Origin of the sequence: Telluria beijingensis (assembly GCF_030770395.1) — a bacterium.
Lineage (GTDB): Bacteria > Pseudomonadota > Gammaproteobacteria > Burkholderiales > Burkholderiaceae_D > Telluria > Telluria beijingensis.
Window position 1 is genome coordinate 1,197,213 of record NZ_CP132480.1, and the last position, 18,445, is coordinate 1,215,657.

Here is an 18,445-nt window from a genome sequence, read left to right on the forward strand (position 1 = left end):
GGAGCGTAGCCATGCACCGTGATCTTCAACTCGACAACTGGACCGCGATCTGCACCCTGGACGAGATCGTGCCCGACACCGGCGTGTGCGCCTTGCTGAATGGCCGCCAGGTGGCGGTGTTCCGCGTCGGCGGCGACCAGCCGCGCGTGTTCGCCATCGATAACTACGATCCGAATTCGCAGGCCGCCGTGCTGTCGCGCGGGCTGGTGGGCAGCATCGGCGAGCGCATCGTGGTGGCGTCGCCGATCTACAAGCAGCACTTCGACCTGCAGAGCGGCGAATGCCTGGAAGCGCCGGCGCAGTCGGTGGCCAGCTACCCGGCGCGGATCGACGCCGGGCAGGTGTGGGTCGCCGCATGAAGTCGGCTGTGAAGCCCTCCCTGGTCGTGGTCGGCAACGGCATGGCCGGCATGCGCACGGTCGAGGAGCTGCTGGCGCTGGCGCCCGAGCTCTACGACATCACCGTGTTCGGCGCCGAGCCGCGCGTGAACTACAACCGCATCATGCTGTCGCCGGTGCTGGCCGGCGAAAAGACCGCGGACGAGATCGTGCTGCATCCGCGCAGCTGGTACGAGGAACACGGCATCACCCTGTACGCGGGCGATCCGGTGGTGGCGATCGACCGTAAGCGGCGCATCGTGAGCGCGCGTTCGGGCAAGGAGGTGGCGTATGACCGCCTGCTGCTGGCGACCGGCTCGCAACCCTTCATCGTGCCGGTGCCGGGCGCGGATTTGCCGGGCGTGGTGGGCTTTCGCGACCTTGACGACGTCGACACCATGCTGCAGGCGGCGCGCGACGGCAGGCATGCGGTCGTGATCGGCGGCGGGCTGCTGGGGCTGGAAGCGGCCAACGGCCTGCTGCGGCAGGGCATGGACGTGACCGTTGTCCATCTCACCCAGAGCCTGCTGAACCAGCAGCTCGACGTCGACGCCTCGCTGCTGCTGAAAAGCGCGCTGGAGCGGCGCGGCTTGCGCATCCTGCTCGGCGCCCAGACCGCGGCCATCCTCGGCAGCGGCAAGGTGGAAAGAGTTCGCTTCACCGACGGCTTCGAGGTGCCGGCCGACCTGGTGGTGATGGCGGCCGGCGTGCGGCCGAATGTGGCGCTGGCGCGCGAAGCCGGCCTGCACGTCGAGCGCGCCATCGTGGTCGACGACACCCTGCAAAGCTACGACCCGCGCGTGTACGCGGTGGGCGAGTGCGTCCAGCACCGCAAGGCGACCTTCGGCCTGGTGGCGCCGATCTGGGACCAGGCGCGCGTGTGCGCCGCCCACCTGGCCGGCCTGGGCCATCGCCGCTACGTGCAGCAGGCCACTGCCACCAAGCTGAAGGTCACCGGCATCGACCTGTACTCGGCCGGCAACATCGTCGGCGGGCCGGGCACGCAAGACCTGGTGCTGCGCGACCGCCGCGCCGGTGTCTACAAGCGCCTGGTGCTCGAAGGGAACCGCATCACCGGCGCCGTGCTGTATGGCGACGTGGCGGACGGCCCTTGGTATTTCGACCTGATCCAGCGCGGCGCCGAAATCTCGGCGCTGCGCGATCGATTGTTGTTCGGGCCTGCGCTGTGTGAAGCGCAGGCCGCGTAGAAGAGAGTCACTTATGTCGCACATGCCGATCCCGCTCAAGGAAGTCCGCACCACCTGTCCCTACTGCGGCGTCGGCTGCGGCGTCAAGGCCACGCCGCTGGGCGATGGCGGCGCGCTGATCGAAGGCGATGCCGCGCACGCCGCCAACCGCGGCCGCCTGTGCGTCAAGGGTTCGGCCCTGGGCGAGACGCTCGGCCTCGATGGCCGCCTGCTGTATCCAGGCGTGCGACGCGACGGCGCGATGGCGCGTGCCGGCTGGGACGACGCGCTCGACACCGTCGCCGACGGTTTCAGGCGCATCGTCGACGAGCACGGGCCGGATGCGGTGGCGCTGTACGTCTCGGGCCAGATCCTCACCGAGGATTACTACGTCGCCAACAAGTTCATGAAGGGCTACGTCGGCAGCGCGAATATCGACACCAACTCGCGCCTGTGCATGTCGTCGGCCGTGGCGGGCCACAAGCGCGCCTTCGGCGAAGACGTGGTGCCGGGCTGCTACGAGGACTTCGAACTGGCGGACGTCATCGTGCTGGTCGGCTCGAACGCCGCCTGGTGCCATCCGACGCTGTTCCAGCGCATCGTCAAGGCGAAGGAGGCGCGTTCCGAACTGCAGATCGTCGTGCTCGACCCGCGCCGCACGGCCACCTGCGAGCTGGCCGACCTGCACCTGCCGCTCAAGCCCGGCAGCGATGTGCGCCTGTTCAACGGCCTGCTGGCCCATCTTGCATGCGAAGGCTTTGTCGACCGTGACTTCGTCGCGGCGCATACGCAGGGCCTGGAGGCGGCGCTCGGCACTGCCGATGCCGGCGGCGGCGTGGACGAGGTGGCGCGCGCCTGCGGCATCGACCCGGTGCAGCTACGCGCCTTCTACGACCTGTTCGCGCGCACCGACAAGGTGGTGACCGCCTTCTCGATGGGCGTCAACCAGTCGTCGAGCGGCACCGACAAGGTCAATGCCATCATCAACTGCCACCTTTTGACCGGCCGCATCGGCCGCCCCGGCATGGGACCGTTCTCGCTGACCGGCCAGCCGAATGCGATGGGCGGGCGCGAAGTGGGTGGGCTGGCGAACATGCTGGCGGCCCACCTCGATCTCGACAACGCCGGGCACCGCGAGGCGGTGCGCACCTTCTGGGATGCGCCGCGCATCGCCGACAAGCCCGGCCTGAAGGCGGTCGACCTGTTCCGCGCGATAGAGGAGGGCAAGGTCAAGGCGGTGTGGATCATGGCCACCAATCCGGTGGTCAGCATGCCGGACGCCGACCAGGTGCGGCGTGCGCTTGCCGCCTGCGAGCTGGTGGTGGTGTCGGACGTGGTGGCGAACACCGACGTTGGAGCTTATGCGCACGTCGCGTTACCGGCGCTGGCCTGGGGCGAGAAGGATGGCACGGTGACCAATTCCGAACGCTGCATCTCGCGCCAGCGCGCCTTCCTGCCGGCGCCGGGCGAGGCGCGCGCCGACTGGCAGGCGCTGTGCGAGGTGGCGCGGCGCATGGGCTTCGCCGGTTTCGATTACGAGGGCGCGCATGCGATCTTCGACGAGCATGCGCGCCTGTCGACCTGGAAGAATGGCGAAGCGGGCTATGAGCGCGCCTTCCGGCTCGATCCGCTGGTGGGCATGGACCGCGCTGCCTATGATGCCCTGGAGCCGGTGCAGTGGCCGCTGCATTCCGCGACCGAGGGCAGCGCGCGCCTCTTCGGCGACGGCCGCTTTTCCCACCCGGACGGCAAGGCGCGCTTCGTCGCCACCGCGCCGCGTGCGCCGGTGCATGCAACTAGCGGCGAATTCCCGCTGGCGCTCAATACCGGCCGCCTGCGCGACCAGTGGCACACGATGACGCGCACCGGAAAATCTCCGCGCCTGGCCGGCCATGCACCGGAACCTTTCGTCGACCTGCACCCGCACGACGCGCTGCTGGCCGGCGTGCGCGAGGGAGAACTGGCCCGCGTCAGCTCGCAATGGGGTGCGATGGTGGCGCGCGTGGCGCACGGCGGCGGCATCGCGCGCGGCAGCGTGTTCGTGCCGATCCACTGGAATGGCCAGACCGCGTCCGACGCGCGGGTCGGGGCGCTGGTGAATCCGGAAGTCGATCCGGTGTCGGGCGAGCCCGAATTCAAGCATACGCCGGTGCGGGTGGAACCGTTCGGCGTGGCCTGGTATGGCTTCATCCTCAGCCGCCAGGAATTGAACCTGGAGCGGGTGGCGCACTGGACCCGCGTGCGCGGCAGCGGCTTCGTGCGCTATGAACTGGGCGGCCGCGAGCCGGTGTCGCCCGACATGGCGCGCGCGCTGCTGGAGGCGGGCGACGACGCGGACTGGATCGAGTACCAGGATACATCGGAAGGCATGCTGCGCGCGGCGCTGGTGGTCGATGGCCGGCTGGAAGCCTGCCTGTTCGTGTCGCGCCGGCCGGACTTGCCGGCGCGCGCCTGGCTCGGCGAACTGTTCGCCCAGGCCGAGTTGAGCCAGCGCGAACGCGCGATCCTGCTGGCCGGCCGGGCGCCGGCCCAGGGGCCGGATCCGGGGCCGACCGTCTGCTCCTGCTTCGGCGTCGGCCGCAACACGATCTGCGCGGCCATCGAGCAGCAGGATTTGAAGACGCCAGCCGAGGTGACAGCCAGCCTGCGGGCAGGCGGCAACTGTGGATCGTGCCTGCCCGAGATCAGGACCTTGTTGCAGCAAGTACGCGTGACCGTCACCACGGCCTGACCGGTTTACGACGCGTCGTCGCGGCAAACGGGATGCATGCCACGCGCACGCAACTGCGGCGCCTCGCTGCCGAACAGCGGCAACTCGAGATACGGCCGCTCGGTCGCCGACACCGCGAGCACATAGGCTTGCCGCTCGAGCCGGTGCTGCAGCACGATCTGCGCCACATAGGCCGGCGCCAGCACGCGTTGGGCCTTGCGCCTGCCCAGGTCGAGATAGCCGAAGCGCATCGCGGCCGACTGCACGACGTCGGCCGGCAAGCGTTCCTTCGACTTGCCCAGCACACCGGCCAGGCGTTCTGCCAGTTGGCGCGCGGCGAGTTCGGCCTCGATGACGGGGGCGGTGTCGAGCACCTCGGCATCGCTGTGCCGGATGCGCATGGACAGCGCGTCGACCGTGCCGTCGCCGGCCAGGCGCAGGGCGACCGAGGCCGCGCCCAGCACCGGGATCTCGTCCACCGCATGGCGCCAGGCCCCGGTGGCGCGCACCAGCAGGGTATCCGACAGCCTCTGGTCGCGGTCGGCGCCGCGCGCCTTGGTCTGCCACAGGCGCTCGAAGGCGAGGTTGCCCCGTTCATTGACCCAGGCCGCCAGGTCTAGCCGCTGCGCGGCCTGTTCCAGCTGGCGCACGAGCGCCGGCGTTTCTTCCAGGCGTTCATACGGCGCCTGGAACGGCGCCAGGCCGGACACGTACTGCAGCGCGCCCGAGGCGTGGTAGACCACGGCGCGCGCGCCATCGGCCAGGTGCGCCACGCTGCGTTCGCCGCGGTCGGCAAGGTTGGCGCGGTCGTGGCGGCAGATGTCGGCTTCGTGCAGCGCGGTCAGGAAGCGGTTCATGCCGGCGCGCGCATCGTCGCGCGTGAGCGGGGTGAGCGCGATCACGTCGGCGCGGCCAGGTACGGCATGGGCGCCGGTCTTCATCAGGTTATCGATCAGCGTTTGCTGGTTCATGGTTCAGCCCTCCGTCCACTTCCACAAAAGACATGCCTGCTGCGCCGGCGCCAGGTCGGGACTCACGCTGCCATGGCCCCACAGGTGGTCGCGGTTGATGGCGGAGAGATCCCAGCGGATGCTGCCGCCGTTCCAGGTGGCGGCGTCGCCGACGCAGACCGTGACCGGATGGTTGTCGACCCACCAGTCGGACACGCCGTCGTGCCAGGCACTGGAAACGGTGTCGCCATCGACCAGGTTGTCGGCCACGTCTTCGCCGCATTCGTCGGTGGTGATGCCATCGTACATATCGCCCCAGGCGCCGCAATAGATGTGCAGGCGCGCGAAGATGTTCCACAGGCCGGCGACGGCATCCAGGTTGACCGTGTGGCAGGAATAGGCCATCACCCATTCGCTGTTCCAGTCCTCGCCCAGTTGCCAGCGGTCTGACCAGGTGCGCCAATCGGTACGCGCGATGTCGTACAGCATGCGCGCCCGTCCATCGGCCTCGGAATTGCCGTGCGTCTCGATCCAGAACAGGTCGACGTCGTCGACCCAGTTGCTGTCGTTGCCGCCCTGGTCGGTGTCGCGGATATCGGTTTCCCAGACGTCGGTATTGGCCCAGTAGAATGCGCGGGTGTGACCGGCCGAGCGCAGCTTGCTGTCAAAGCCATTGCTTCTGTTAAAGGTGTACGTCAGGTCTCCCGCCGTGCTCACGCCGGCGGCGCGCGCATGGTTGAAATACCTGATTGCTTCTACCCCGAACCTTGCCATGAGGTTCTCCTTTCGTATCGGAAAGCCATGCTGCCGCACCCTGATGGGTGGGCAGTGGCTCGGGATACAGTAGTCGGCGCAGGCAGGACGGCTATGGCGAAGATCAGGCTTTGCGACGGTTGCGGTTCCGTGCGGATAGATGAGCCCGTCGGGTTTGCGTGGCGTCGAGCGTCAGGTCGGTGGCGGCGCCCTGGTCGGTTTGGTCGTCATCAGGCTGGCAACCACCGACGTCACCAGGATGGCGCCGACGACGCCGAGCGCGATGCCGGTGGGAATCTTGAAGATGTCGAGCAGCAGCATCTTGACGCCGATGAAGATCAGGATCGCCGCCAGGCCATACTTGAGCAGGTGGAAGCGGTCGGCCATGTCGGCCAGCAGGAAGTACATCGCGCGCAGGCCCAGGATGGCGAACACGTTCGAGGTGAACACGATGAACGGGTCGCCGGTAACGGCGAAGATGGCGGGAATCGAATCGACGGCGAAGATCACGTCGGTGATCTCGACCATGATCAGCACCACGAACATCGGCGTTGCGTAGCGCAGGCCGTTCTGGATCACGAAGAAGTGCTCGCCATGGTACTCGTTGGTGATGCGCATATGCCCGCGCAGCCATTTGAGGACCTTGTTGTCGGCCAGGTCGGGTTCGCTGTCGGCCGAGAGCAGCATCTGGATGCCGGTGTACAGCAGGAACAGGCCGAACACGTACAGGATCCAGTGGAACTGGGCCAGCAGCAGGGCGCCCAGGTAGATCAGGATCGCGCGCAGCACGATGGCGCCGAGCACGCCGTACAGCAGCACGCGCTTCTGGTACTGGGCCGGCACGCCGAAGAAGCTGAACAGGGTGATCCAGACGAACACGTTATCGACCGCAAGCGATTTTTCGATCAGGTAGCCGGTGAGGTATTCGAGCGCCTTCTCGCGCGCGACGACGGGGCCGGACAGGCCCTCCAGGTACCAGTAGAACCAGGCGCCGAAGGCCAGGGCGACCGTGATCCAGACCAGCGACCAGAGGGCGGCCTCTTTGGTGCTGACCTTGTGGTCGCCGGCGGTCTTGAGGCCGAAGAAGTCGATGGCCAGCATGACGACCACGAAGGCGGTGAACGACAGGTAGAGGGTGGGGGTACCGACCGATTCGAGCATGGCTTCTCCGTGGATGGCGATGAACGTCGGGCTATCGAGCGCCGGCGGGCGATGGCATTAAAGCATGCGCCGCGCGGGAAGGCCGCACGGATGGGACCTGCCGGCAGGGCGCCGGCAGGCAGGAGACGCTTAGCGCAGGGTCCGCGCAAAAAACTCGTCACTCCTGCTATTGGCCAGCGTCGCATCGTCATGATCGTAATGACTGCCGCCCGGCCGCGCGAACGCATGATCGCGACCCGGATAGACGTGGACTTCGGCATCGGCCTTGTCTTCCAGCGCAGCCTTGATCTGCTCCTGCGCCTCGGGGCCGATGTATTCGTCGGCGCCCGCCAGGTGATAGAGCAGGGGCGCGCCGATATGCTTGGCCTCGTGCAGGTACTGGTCGGTGCCGCCGCCGTAGTAGGCCGCGAAGGCGTCGCCGTCGGTACGGGCCGCGGCCAGGTAGGTCATCAGGCCGCCCAGGCAGTAGCCGGTGACGCCGACCTTGCCGGTGCTGCCTTCCATCGTGCGCGCGGCGCTGATGGTGGCGGCGATGTCCTGCACGCCATGATCGAAATCGTAGGCCTGGTACATCGCGAAGGCCTTGGCGACGTCGGCTTCATTGGCTTCGGACAGCTGGATGCCGGGATCGGTGCGCCAGAACAGGTCGGGGGCGACGGCGATATAGCCCTTGGCGGCATAGTTGTCCGCGATGCTGCGGATGCCGCCATTGACGCCGAAGATTTCCTGCAGCACGACGATGACGGGATAGGTACCGCCGACGTCGGGACGTGCGACATAGCAGTCGAAGCTGCGATCGGCGGTGGTGACGGTGAGTTGTTCGGACATGGGGTTCCTCATGGGTTGAAATTGTGGATGCCAACCGGTAACAGCGTTCGGCCACTGGGGCACATATGATACGGCGAATGGGGCGATTTTCAGCGCATGCGCTGTTCACGCTTGCCATTTTCGACGACGATCTGCGTAAAGATCGCGTCGAGCACCTGCAACTCCACGGGTTTGGTGCAGTGGTGGTGGAAACCCGCCTCGAACGCCTGCCGCTGGTCGCTCGCCTGGCCGAAGCCGGTGAGTGCGACGAATCGCGCATTGGCGGTGCACGGCAATGCCTGCAGGCGGCGCGCAAGCACGTAGCCATCCATGTCGGGCAGGCCGATATCGAGCAGGAACACGTCCGGCGTAAAGACGGGCGCCAGTTCGAGCGCCGCCAGCGGGTGGTGCACGACCCTGACCACGTGGCCCAGCGCCTCCAGCAGCATGCCCATGGTCGACCCCGCGTCTTCGTTGTCGTCGACCACCAGCACTTTCAGCGCCACCGGCGCCGGCGCTGCGGCGGCCGTCGGTGCCGGCGCTGATGCAACCGGCGCCGCCAGTGGCAGCGACATCTCGATCCGGGTGCCGTGGCCGAGCCCTTCGCTCGCGGCCGCGAGCGTGCCACCATGCAGGTCCACCAGCCGCCGCGCCAGCGCCAGGCCGACACCGAGCCCGCCGTCGCTGCGGTCGCCCGAGCGCCTGACCTGGGTGAACAGGTCGAATATCCGCGACATCATCGCGGCTTCGATGCCGATGCCGTTATCTTGCACGCCGACGCAGACCGTGCTGTCGCTGGCGCGCACCGACAGGGCGATCCGGCCGCCGCGCGGCGTGTACTTGGCGGCGTTGTGCAAGAGGTTCGCCAGAATCTGCACCAGCCGCTTGATGTCGCCATCGACCGGGAATGCGGCGTCGGGGATGGCGGTCGCCAGCACGTGACCCTGGCCCTCGATGTGCGAGCCGGTCTGCTCGAGCGCCAGCGCCACTACCTCGCGTATGTCGACGATGCCGCGTTCGAGCACGATGGCGCCGGTCGACAGCCGCGAAACATCGAGCAGGTCGTCGACCAGGTGGGTCATGTGCTGCACCTGGCGTTCGATGATGGCGCCGGTTTGCTTGAGCTGTTCCGGCGTGACGTCATCGGATTGCCAGATGCTGGCGCCGGCCCGGATCGGCGCCAGCGGATTGCGCAGCTCATGTCCCAGCATGGCGAGGAATTCGTCTTTCAGGCGGTCGGCCTCTTCCTGTGCGTGGCGCGTGCGGGCCGCCTGCAGGCCGGTGGCCGCGAGCGATGCCGCGGCGCGCAGGATCGCCAGCGCCGTGTCGCTCGGGAATCCGGGTTCGTTCGATCCGAACCAGGCGCCACTATCGTGGGCGCCGACACCCAGTTCGAGCCGGATCACGCGCATGGGTCCCATCGGCGTGTCGCAGAAGCCGCCGGTGCTGGCCGACATGCCGGCCGCCTTCGGCCAGCCTGGCGTTGCCGCGCGCCAGGTGTCGTGCGCCGCATCGGGCAACTGGACGCCGCCAGCGCGCACGAACCAGCGCGGCGCTTCGCCGGGCAACAGCCTGGCCTCGACCACCGAAAAGGACAGCGGCGCCAGGCGCTCGACGGCTTGCGTCATCAATTCCAGCACGGTGGCCCCGTCCTTGCCGAGCCATAGCGCCGACAGCGAGAGCAAGCCCATCAAGTCGCGCATGCCACGCCGCGCGTCTGCCTGGCCAGCGTCGGCGTTCATGGGGAGGGGGCCGGCGGCCGCTGCATCGCTGGCGAGCGAATCGTCAGGCACGTTTGCGCGCCCGCAGTTCCTTCAGCATGTCCTGGGGCGGCGTGAAGAAGGGGTTTTCCTGGACCACGCCGTCGATCAGGGTCAGCGGGTGGGTGCGCAGCACATCCATCATCATCGCGCCGGACAGCTTGGCGATGTCGTACACGCAGACGGCCGGCTGCTTGTTGCGTTCGAGAACCTCGTTGACTTCGGCCTCGTATTCGAGGATGTCGGCCGCGCCGGGCGTGCCGGCGAAGACCCAGTCCATGTCGCCCATGATGCGTACCCGCGAAAATGCCGGGTCGCGTCCGGCGCCGGTCAGGTAGTCGACCGTGGCCAGCATCCTGTCCTTGTTGAAGCTCCCGCTCTCGTCGAGATAGGTCTGCTTCCAGTGCAGCACTTCGAGCTGGCCGCAGGCTTCGCAATGGGGAGTGTCCATCCCGGCCTCGCCCAGGCGCCGGCGATGATCCTCGGTGTTGTCGGGGTTGACTATGTGGATGTTCTTCTCGCCCTGCGCCAGGGCTTCCTTGAAGAACGGCAGCAGCACATCGTATTCCTCGTCGCGGCTATTGAAAAAAGCGCAAACGTGAAGGTACTGGAGTTCGGTACCCGCCAGCGACAGTCGATCCATGATTCCTTACCCCTGTGGTGGCTGACCGGAGCGGCCAGCGGCCCAGTATAACTGCTGCCGGGCATCCGGCGACGATATTCCCGGATCTGCCGTGCCCCCTACCAGGCCTGCGTCCGCAGGAACTGGCCACTTGCGCAGTCCCGGCGCAGGCGCAAACCGACATTTCTCGCGGCCAGCAGGCGGTCGATCGCCGCGAGCCTTTGGACGCCGGCCCTGGATGCTTCTGGCTGCTCCGGCCGTAGCAACCCCGCATGCAGCATCATGCGCGCGGCCTGCACGCCCCTGCCGTCGGCAGTCCCGGCCGGCAGCGCCGCGGCGAAGTCCCTGAATGCGACACGTCCGTCGGTTCTGGCCAGTTCGGCCAGCCGCAAGAAGGCTTCGTCGGACACCGTCATCGGCCCCAGCGGCGTGGCGATGGCCGGGAAGTCCGGCGCGGCGGCGCCGTCGTAGAGGAAAACGAGCGAATCGAGCGCTTCCCGCCTCTCCCGCGCATCGGGAAGGGCCGCATTTTTCTGGAACACGTCGCTGCGGTGCGGCCGCCGGCTCCCCATGTCCTTGAGCGTTTCGACGAAGGCTGGCGAGCTGTCGCTCTCCAGCAGCGGATGCATGTCGCTTGGCAGGCAGAGGGCTGGATCGGTGTTATAGAACGGTTCCGAGGACCCGATGAACGACAACCCCGCCTGCGCGGCCAGCCAGTGGATGTCGCCGGCATGATGCACGCTGAAGAATTCGGCCAGCAATTCGTGCGCCAGGGCGTCGGCATCGGCGCGCTTCAGGCCTTGCAACCGTTCGCGCAGGCGCGGCTGGTCGTCGTAGTAGCCCGCCGCCAGCAGCCGTTCGACCGCCTCCAACCCACGCGCGACCGCCGCCCGCGAATCGCCCTTGCCCTGGCGCGCCATGCTGCGAAACAGCTGGTGGACCGGGATCATGGCCGTCGACCCCGGATGGCACATATAGTGCAGGCAGAACAGCCCCTTGGGCTTCAGGTGGCGCGCGACGAATTCGAGGATGCTGCGCTGGACCCCCGGCGCCACCCACGACCACATCCCATGGCAGTTGGCGATGTCGAAAGCGACCGTATTGTCCTGCACGAAGCCCTGCAGATCGCGGCAGTGGAATTCGACATTGCGCACGCCCATGTCGCGCGCCAGCGCCCGTGCGAGTTCGATGTGCTCGCGGTTGATGTCGACGCCGGTGAAGTGCCCGACCGGATTCAGGGCTGCGGCAAGGATGACATTGAATCCCGTCCCGCACCCCAGCTCGCAGTAGCGGTAGGCGCGATCCAGGTCCGGCCCGCGCAGGCCGCGCAGCCGCGCCACGGTCGACAGCCACAGCGGTTGCGACTCCGGATAAAAGTAGGAGGGGTAGACGCGATCGGTGACGTAGGCGGCGGGTGCTTGCATGAATGGTGCTGAAACGACCGGCACGGCGCACTGGGCGCCATGCCGGGTCAATAGGGTCAGAAGGTGTAGTTGACCGTGGCCGCATAGCGGCGGCCATCCATATAGCCGTTGGAGCTGTTGGCGATATCCTTGTTGGCCACATTATAGATGCCGAACTTGAGCGCCACGTTCTTGACCGGCCGGTACACCGCGCCCATGTCGACCAGCGTATAGCTTTGCGAAGTCGAGGCGCCGCTCACCAGGTCGGTGCTGATGAATTCACCCGTATAGGCGGCCTGGATCCAGAGGTTGGCGGCCTCCGAGTGGTCGTAGTTCAGGCCCATGTTGGCGGCGTGCTTGGGCTGGTCGCTGAGCGGGCTGCCCTTGCTGGCGCCGGTGAGCTGCTCGGAGTCGGTCAGCGTGTAGTTCGAGCGCAGCGCGAGCCTGCGGGTGAACTGGTAGTCCAGCGCCAGTTCCACGCCGCGCACGCGCGCCTTGTCGACGTTGATGGTCTGCTTGTAGCCCCACTGGTGGGCCGGGTACTCCAGGCCGTTGTAGACGCACGGCACGTTGGGGCGGCACAGGAAGTCCGGCGAGCGGATGATCTTGTCGTCGAAGTCGGTCTGGTAGACCACGGCGCTGGTCTTGAAGCCCAGGTCGTCGCGGTCGTAGTCGAAGCCGACTTCATACGTCAGGCTGGTCTCCGGCTTCAGGTTCGGGTTGCCGATGCTGACGCCGCCCATCGAGGTGGCCGAGAAGTCGGGCGCCGAGTTGCGCAGCGATGGCGCCTTGTAGCCGGTGATGGCGCCGCCCTTGATGGTCAGGGCATCGGTGGCGCGATACACCAGGTAGGCCTTCGGACTCCAGTGGCCGCCCCACTGTTCGTTGTTGTCGTAGCGCGCGCTGGTGCTCAGCGCCAGGCCGTCGAACAGGCGCCATTCGTCTTCCAGGAACACCGAATACTGGTAGCGGTCCATCTCCACGTAGGCGTCGTTGGCGATATTGTGGGCGTTGACGGCGCTGGTCGCGCCATCCTTCAGCTCTTCGTGCTTGTAGGTGAAGCCGCCGGTGAGGGTGTGCGCCTCGGTGGCGCGCCAGGTGCCCTGGCTGTTGAGCGTCAGCGTATTGAATTCGATGCCGCGCATGGCGCCGCTCGGCGCATTGGTGCGGGTGGTCGGATTGTCGGCCGAGTCGTAGTTCAGGTAGGTGCTGGTGCGCAGGTCGCTGTAGTTGCCGTCGTGCGCGAGGAACAGATTGTCCTTGGTCGAGCCCTGGTAGCTGGCGGCGGCGTTCGCGGCCAGCGAGCGGCCCGGATGGCGGTAGCGGTCGGTCTCGGTGCGGCTGCCGCCCGCCGTCACGGTGTTGCGCGCATCCGCCTTCCAGGTCACCTTGGTGCCGAGGTTGTACTGCTTGTAGTCGGCGTCGCCGGTGGTGGCATCGCCGAACTGCACCACGCTGCCCTCGTCGGTGCCGCGCCAGCCGCCCGACAGCTGGATGCCCAGCACGTCGTCGACCAGCGGGCCGTTGACGACGAAGCTCGAGTTGTAGCCGTCGCCGTTGACGTCGTTGGCGCCGTCCGGCTTCACGAATTCGGCGGTCACGCTGCCGCGCCAGTCTTTCGAGATCTTCTTGGTGATGATGTTGATCACGCCGCCCATCGCATCCGAGCCGTACAGGCCCGAGGCCGGGCCGCGGATGACTTCGATCCGCTCGATCATGTCCAGCGGCGGCATGAAGGCGATCTGCTGGCCGCGGCCCTGGCCGTTCAGTTCGAAGGTGTCGCCGCCCTGGGCCGGGCGGCCGTCGATCAGGAACAGCGTGTAGGCATTGCCCATGCCGCGGATCGAGATCGACTGCTCGGTGCCGCTGCCCTGGACCGACACGCCGGGCACGAACTTGAGCACGTCGGCCAGGTCGGTGTACGAGCGCTTGGCGATCTCGGCGCCGCTGATCACGGTGATCGAGGCCGGCGCGTCCTTGATGTTCTGCTCATAGCCGGCAGCGGTGACCACCACCGTCGGCATCTTCGGGTCCGGCGTTTGCTGCGCCACGGCGGCGGCGCTGCCGAACAGCAGGGGGATCAGGACAGCCAGGCTTTTTTTCCGTGAGTTGACTGGAGCGGTGCGGGTACGATCGTGCATTTCTCTCTCTTCCTTGTTGAAACGTTGTTGTATTTCTTGCGAACGCGATGTGCGGCGTCAGAGCGCCCAGGCCACGATCACGATGGCGCCGGCCGCGAGGGCGGCGCCCTGGACCGAAGCTGGCCGGTAAGTCAGTTGCAGCGCCAGGCCGGCGCTGGCAAAGGTCAGCAGGCCGAGCCAGGCGGCGATGCCGACCGAGACGCCCCAGTAGTGGATCGCCGGCGCCAGCGCGGCCGCCAGCAGGAGCCAGCCGCCGGCGCGCAGCAGGCGCCTGGAAGCGGCGGGCCAGGTGCTGGCCGGCAGGTCGTCCACGTGGCGCGCCATGGTGGCGCAGACGGCGAGCATGGCCAGGTAGCACAGGCCGAATACGATGATGGTCGTCATGGCGTCACCGAGGTGGAAGCAGGCGCGAGCGGCGCGGCCGGAGCGGTTGCTGCCGCGGCGCGACGCTGCTTGCGCAGCATGTGGAACGGGATCGCGGCAAAGATGGCCGCCAGCGCCAGCATGGCCAGGTCGAAGGCGGCGATGCTGGATTGCCCGGCCTGCAGGCTGGTATACAGGCCGTGGCCGCCGGTCAGGGGATTCAGCAGCGGCAGCAGCGCGAACAGCAGGCTGGCCGCGATGCACTGCTCGATCCAGGCCGCGCGCGCGGGGCGCACGATGGCATGCAGCAGGCTCGCGAGCCAGACGATGAAGAAGGCATTGATTTCCCATCCAGTGCGCCCGGCCATGTCGAACGGCAGCAGCCGGTTGCTCCAGAAGTAGCCGGCGGTGGCCAGCGCCAGGCCGGCGATCACCGCGATATTGGTCTTTTCCACCAGGTGGTGGCCCCAGGGCGTGTGGCCGAGCTTACGCCGCTCGGGCAGGCGCTTGACCACCCACAGCACCATGCCGGTGCCGACCATCGCCGTCCCCATCACGCCGGACAGGAACAGCAGCCAACGCACGGCCGGGCCGGCGAAGTCGCCCAGGTGGGCCACGACCATGACGTTGAAGATGGCGCTGGCGGTCGATGGCTGCCGCGCTGGCGGGCTGTCCAGCAGCTTGCCGCTGGCGGCGTCGAAGCGCAGGCGCTTGGATGCGCCGCGCGAAATCATGCTTTCGCTGCCGTGTTCGCGCAGTTCGACGGTCGCATTCGGCTTGCCGGGACGATTGACGGTGATCGTGCCGACGCTGCGGCCGGGCCATTCCTGGCGCGTCTGGGCCAGCATCGGGCCGATCGCCGCCGCCAGGTCGGCCGGCTGGGCGCTGGCGCCGTCGCGCCCACCACGTGGACCGCGCGGGGCGCGTTGCTCGGCCTGGGCGCCGCCGCCGCGGCGTTCGGCGTTATACGCCTGGCGGTCGCCCTGGTAGGCGGACTCGATCGCCCACGGCATCAGGGTGGCCATGAACAGCAGCAGGCCGCTGAAGGTGATCACGATGTGGAAGGGCAGGGCCAGCACGGCGCTGGCATTGTGCGCGTCGAGCCAGGAACGCTGGCCCTTGCGCGGACGGAAGGTGAAGAAGTCCGCAAAAATTTTCTTGTGCGTGATGACGCCGCTGATGATCGCGACGAACATGAACATGGTGGCGATGCCGACGATCCAGCGCGCGACCGCGCGCGGCATCGAATGCAGCTCGAAGTGGAAGCGGTACAGGAAGCCGCCGCCGCGGGTCTCGCGCGGCGTGATCTGCTCGCCGGTGACGGCATCGAGTTCGGCCCGTTTCAGGCCGGCGCGGCCGGCGTTTTCCTGGCCCGGCGGACGCCAGCTCGCGCCGACCGTGGTGCGGCGTTCGGTGGGCAGGGTCAATGTCCAGGTCGAGGCGTCGGGCGCGATGCGCGCCATGCTGGCCATGGCCGCCTGCGCGCTCAGTTCGGTGGTCGCGGGCGGGACCGATGCATGCAGTTCCGGCTTCATCCACAGGCTGATCTCGTCCTGGAAGTAGCTCAGGGTGCCGGTGAAGAAGATCACATACAGCAGGCCGCCGAGCAGGATGCCGGTCCAGGTGTGCAGCCAGGACATCGACTGGCGCAGGCCTTCCGCTTTGCCGTCGAGCCTCATGCCGCACCTCCGGCGGCCCAGGCGCCCGCGGCCAGCACGGCCGCCGGCAGCACGATGCCGAGCGTGGCGCGGCGGGTGCTGGCGACGGCGAAGGCCCAGATGGCGGCGCAGGCGTGCACGATGAAGGCCAGCATGGTGGCGGTGGCGACCGCCTCCAGCCGGCTCATGCCGAGGACGGGCAGCAGGCGCCCGAGCCAGTCGGCGCTGGCGGCGGCGAGGACGTAGCCGCCGCCGATGGCGGCGATGCTGCGCAGGGCGATGGTCCAGCGGTAGCGGGCGAGCCCGGCTTGCAGGGGGGGCGCCGGCGATTTCCGGCTTGGCGTGAGGTGCATGGCGTGGTCTGGACAGGTTGGCGTGTGGCCGTCGCTGCCTGTGCCAGGCGAACGGCATCGTTTGCCGTGCAAGGCGAGCCGGTTTCCGGCAGGTAGACGCTGGCGCCTTAGACGGAGAGAACTTGCTTTGCAGACATCATTATTTTGTGAATGAGAATCATACTCATCCTCATTATCAAAAGTTTGTCAAAATGTTGCAAGCTGGGGGCAGAAGCGGAATCGACCCGTTGCGGGTACGGGAAGGCAGCTGTTGAAGACGGCCGGCCGTGGCGAACGGTCGCCACGATGCGTGGCGCGCGGATAGGAGTGTTGCGCGGCGCCTGGCATGCAATGCTGTCCTGCTTCCCCGACGATGTCGGCCGCCAGGGGGGGGGCGCTTGGCGCATGCGCCATGCGGTTCTTGCCTGATGTCGGGAACGAAGCGGAACGCGACGGTTCGGACCCGACCCGTGGTCCAGGCTATTTCAGGACGGCGCGGAAGGTGATTTCGATCAGCTGCACCGGCTGTGAAAGTCCCGCAACGCCGATCAGGTTGCTCGCGCACAGCGGCCGCGGCACGCCATACATCTCTTTCCTGACCTTGCCGGCAACGGCAAACGCCGCCTCGACGTCGGTTACGAACAAGGTCTCTTCGACCACGTCATCGAGGGTGGCGCCGAATTCGGCGAGCATGGCGATGGCGTTCTTGTAGGTCTGGCGCATTTGCGCTTCCATGGCCGATCCGTCGACCGGCTTGCCATCCGCGCCGAGCTCCGCCGGCGCGATGAAATTGCCATCCTTGTCGTGGCTGAGTTGGCCGGACACATAGATCACATCCTTGACCTGGACGGCCTGGTAATAACTGTAGGCTTCTTCCCAAGGGACGCCGTGGGCGGCGGTCTTTCGTTCGAGATTGGTGTTCGTGTTCATGCAGTCTCCTTATCGCATTGGTCGATCATGGCCATGGCGCGGCGGGCTGCCGCAGGCCTGAGGGAGGCCATATTCTGTGACGGCTCCTGGCGCTGGCGCTTGAAGATTCGTGCTATCGAGTCGATGGACGGCCGGGCGTCGCGCTCCGCCAGTGGCCAGGGCCTTGCACCCTGCAAAAGAGCATTCTGATTCTATCGTTGCGGAGAGGGCGTGCTCATACTTGATGCGGTCGGCGCCAGGCCCGGCCGCTCGAACACGGGCCGCTTGTCCGCGCCGCCCGCCCGCACCCCGGATGACGAGTCCGGCCCTCCACAGGGCCGGCACGGTGTTTCAACGACCGTGCGGCGCGCGGTCGACCGCTACCACCAGGAGACCTTCATGAGCAATCCACGACGCGACGTCCTGACCCCAGGGCATTCGCAACACATCGATCGCCAGACCCTCGAGGCACGCACGAGCTGCTGGCGCCGATCGCAGCCCGATAACCGCATCCAGGTCCGATTCACTTTCCGACCTGCATTCTCCTCCGCGTTCCAACCATGACGAATCCACCACCATCACCATCGCGCCTGCAGGGCTTCAATATGGGCTTCCTCGGAGGCTATGTCGATACCCTGGGCTTCATCGGCCTGTTCGGCCTGTTCACGGCCCATGTCACCGGCAACTTCGTGCTGCTCGGCGCGGCGCTGGCCGACCCGGTCCATATCCCGTCGCTGCTGAAGATCCTGGCCTTCCCGGCCTTCATCGTCGGTATCGCCGCGATGCGGCTGCTGGTCGTCCGGTGCGAACGGCTCGGCGTCGATGCGCACCGGCCTTCCTACCTGCTGCAGCTGGCGCTGCTGCTCGCCTTCATGGTCTGCGGCATGCTGTCCGAGCCGGTGCAGCGCGACATGTCGCAGCTGGCGATGGCGGCCGGCCTGCTCGGCACCACCGCCATGGGCGCGCACAGCGCGGCCAGCAAGCTGCTGCTGGCCCACCTGGCGCCGACCTCGATGATGACCGGGAACGTGACCCAGCTGGTGATCGACTCGGTCGACGTGCTGCGCGGCGCTGGCGACGCGGCGACGACTGCGCGCTGTGGCAAGTTCTTCTGGCCGCTGTTCGGCTTCGCCATCGGCTGTGCGGCGGGCGCCTTCCTGTTCCTGGCATACGGCTTCGTGGCGCTGGCGGTGCCGGTGGCGATCCTGGTGCTGCACATGTTGCGGCCGAGCCTCGACCAGGCCTGAGAACGGCATGAAGAAGATCCGCCTGAAGGCGTTCAGTGGCGCCTGGGCGCATTGGCCGGGGCGGA

At 67.4% G+C, this 18,445-nt stretch carries 16 protein-coding genes; 4 read left to right on the forward strand and 12 right to left on the reverse strand.

Annotation, left to right across the window (positions count from 1 at the left end):
- Positions 1-11 precede the first annotated feature (11 nt).
- From nirD to Q9246_RS05350, 3 genes are read left to right on the forward strand one after another with little or no spacing between them, the layout of a single operon-like run.
- Positions 12-359 (forward strand): nitrite reductase small subunit NirD, encoded by a 348-nt coding sequence (nirD, locus tag Q9246_RS05340; protein ID WP_306396004.1) that lies wholly within the window; start codon positions 12-14, stop codon positions 357-359.
- Positions 356-1,585: an NAD(P)/FAD-dependent oxidoreductase gene (locus Q9246_RS05345; RefSeq protein WP_306396006.1), complete on the forward strand. Its 1,230-nt coding sequence runs from the start codon at positions 356-358 to the stop codon at positions 1,583-1,585. The genes nirD and Q9246_RS05345 overlap by 4 nt, the downstream gene beginning before the upstream one ends.
- A 13-nt stretch (positions 1,586-1,598) precedes the next feature.
- A complete protein-coding gene (locus Q9246_RS05350; RefSeq protein WP_306396008.1) occupies positions 1,599-4,295 on the forward strand; it encodes a nitrate reductase in 2,697 nt (898 codons plus the stop codon).
- 5 nt (positions 4,296-4,300) lie between these two features.
- Here Q9246_RS05350 and Q9246_RS05355 read toward each other — a convergent pair whose 3' ends face one another.
- From Q9246_RS05355 to Q9246_RS05410, 12 genes are all read right to left on the reverse strand, one after another.
- Positions 4,301-5,245, reverse strand: coding sequence for a hypothetical protein (locus tag Q9246_RS05355; protein ID WP_306396010.1), 945 nt, complete (start codon positions 5,243-5,245; stop codon positions 4,301-4,303).
- A gap of 3 nt (positions 5,246-5,248) precedes the next feature.
- Positions 5,249-5,998: a DUF6345 domain-containing protein gene (locus Q9246_RS05360; protein ID WP_306396011.1), complete on the reverse strand. Its 750-nt coding sequence runs from the start codon at positions 5,996-5,998 to the stop codon at positions 5,249-5,251.
- Positions 5,999-6,169: 171 nt separating this feature from the next.
- Positions 6,170-7,138, reverse strand: coding sequence for a TerC family protein (locus Q9246_RS05365; RefSeq protein ID WP_306396012.1), 969 nt, complete (start codon positions 7,136-7,138; stop codon positions 6,170-6,172).
- 129 nt (positions 7,139-7,267) lie between these two features.
- Entirely contained in the window at positions 7,268-7,966 is a 699-nt protein-coding gene (locus tag Q9246_RS05370; RefSeq protein WP_479692553.1) for a dienelactone hydrolase family protein, read from the reverse strand.
- Positions 7,967-8,055: 89 nt separating this feature from the next.
- The gene (locus tag Q9246_RS05375; protein ID WP_306396015.1) at positions 8,056-9,738 is read right to left on the reverse strand and encodes a hybrid sensor histidine kinase/response regulator; all 1,683 of its coding nucleotides are present in this window, start codon (positions 9,736-9,738) and stop codon (positions 8,056-8,058) included.
- Positions 9,731-10,348: an MEDS domain-containing protein gene (locus tag Q9246_RS05380; RefSeq protein WP_306396016.1), complete on the reverse strand. Its 618-nt coding sequence runs from the start codon at positions 10,346-10,348 to the stop codon at positions 9,731-9,733. The genes Q9246_RS05375 and Q9246_RS05380 overlap by 8 nt, the downstream gene beginning before the upstream one ends.
- A 98-nt stretch (positions 10,349-10,446) precedes the next feature.
- Positions 10,447-11,751: a class I SAM-dependent methyltransferase gene (locus tag Q9246_RS05385; protein ID WP_306396019.1), complete on the reverse strand. Its 1,305-nt coding sequence runs from the start codon at positions 11,749-11,751 to the stop codon at positions 10,447-10,449.
- Between the two features lie 56 nt (positions 11,752-11,807).
- A complete protein-coding gene (locus tag Q9246_RS05390; protein ID WP_306396020.1) occupies positions 11,808-13,871 on the reverse strand; it encodes a TonB-dependent receptor domain-containing protein in 2,064 nt (687 codons plus the stop codon).
- Between the two features lie 57 nt (positions 13,872-13,928).
- Positions 13,929-14,255 carry a DUF3325 domain-containing protein gene (locus Q9246_RS05395; RefSeq protein ID WP_306396022.1) on the reverse strand — a complete coding sequence of 109 codons (327 nt, stop codon included), beginning with the start codon at positions 14,253-14,255 and terminating at the stop codon, positions 13,929-13,931.
- Positions 14,252-15,913 carry a PepSY-associated TM helix domain-containing protein gene (locus tag Q9246_RS05400; RefSeq protein ID WP_306396024.1) on the reverse strand — a complete coding sequence of 554 codons (1,662 nt, stop codon included), beginning with the start codon at positions 15,911-15,913 and terminating at the stop codon, positions 14,252-14,254. The genes Q9246_RS05395 and Q9246_RS05400 overlap by 4 nt, the downstream gene beginning before the upstream one ends.
- Positions 15,910-16,245 (reverse strand): DUF3649 domain-containing protein, encoded by a 336-nt coding sequence (locus Q9246_RS05405; RefSeq protein ID WP_306396025.1) that lies wholly within the window; start codon positions 16,243-16,245, stop codon positions 15,910-15,912. Before Q9246_RS05405 ends, Q9246_RS05400 begins: the two co-directional genes overlap by 4 nt.
- Before the next feature lie 459 nt (positions 16,246-16,704).
- Positions 16,705-17,154 (reverse strand): RidA family protein, encoded by a 450-nt coding sequence (locus tag Q9246_RS05410; RefSeq protein WP_306396026.1) that lies wholly within the window; start codon positions 17,152-17,154, stop codon positions 16,705-16,707.
- Between the two features lie 539 nt (positions 17,155-17,693).
- Here Q9246_RS05410 and Q9246_RS05415 point away from each other — a divergent pair.
- Entirely contained in the window at positions 17,694-18,380 is a 687-nt protein-coding gene (locus Q9246_RS05415; protein WP_306396027.1) for a YoaK family protein, read from the forward strand.
- Positions 18,381-18,445: the final 65 nt, after the last annotated feature.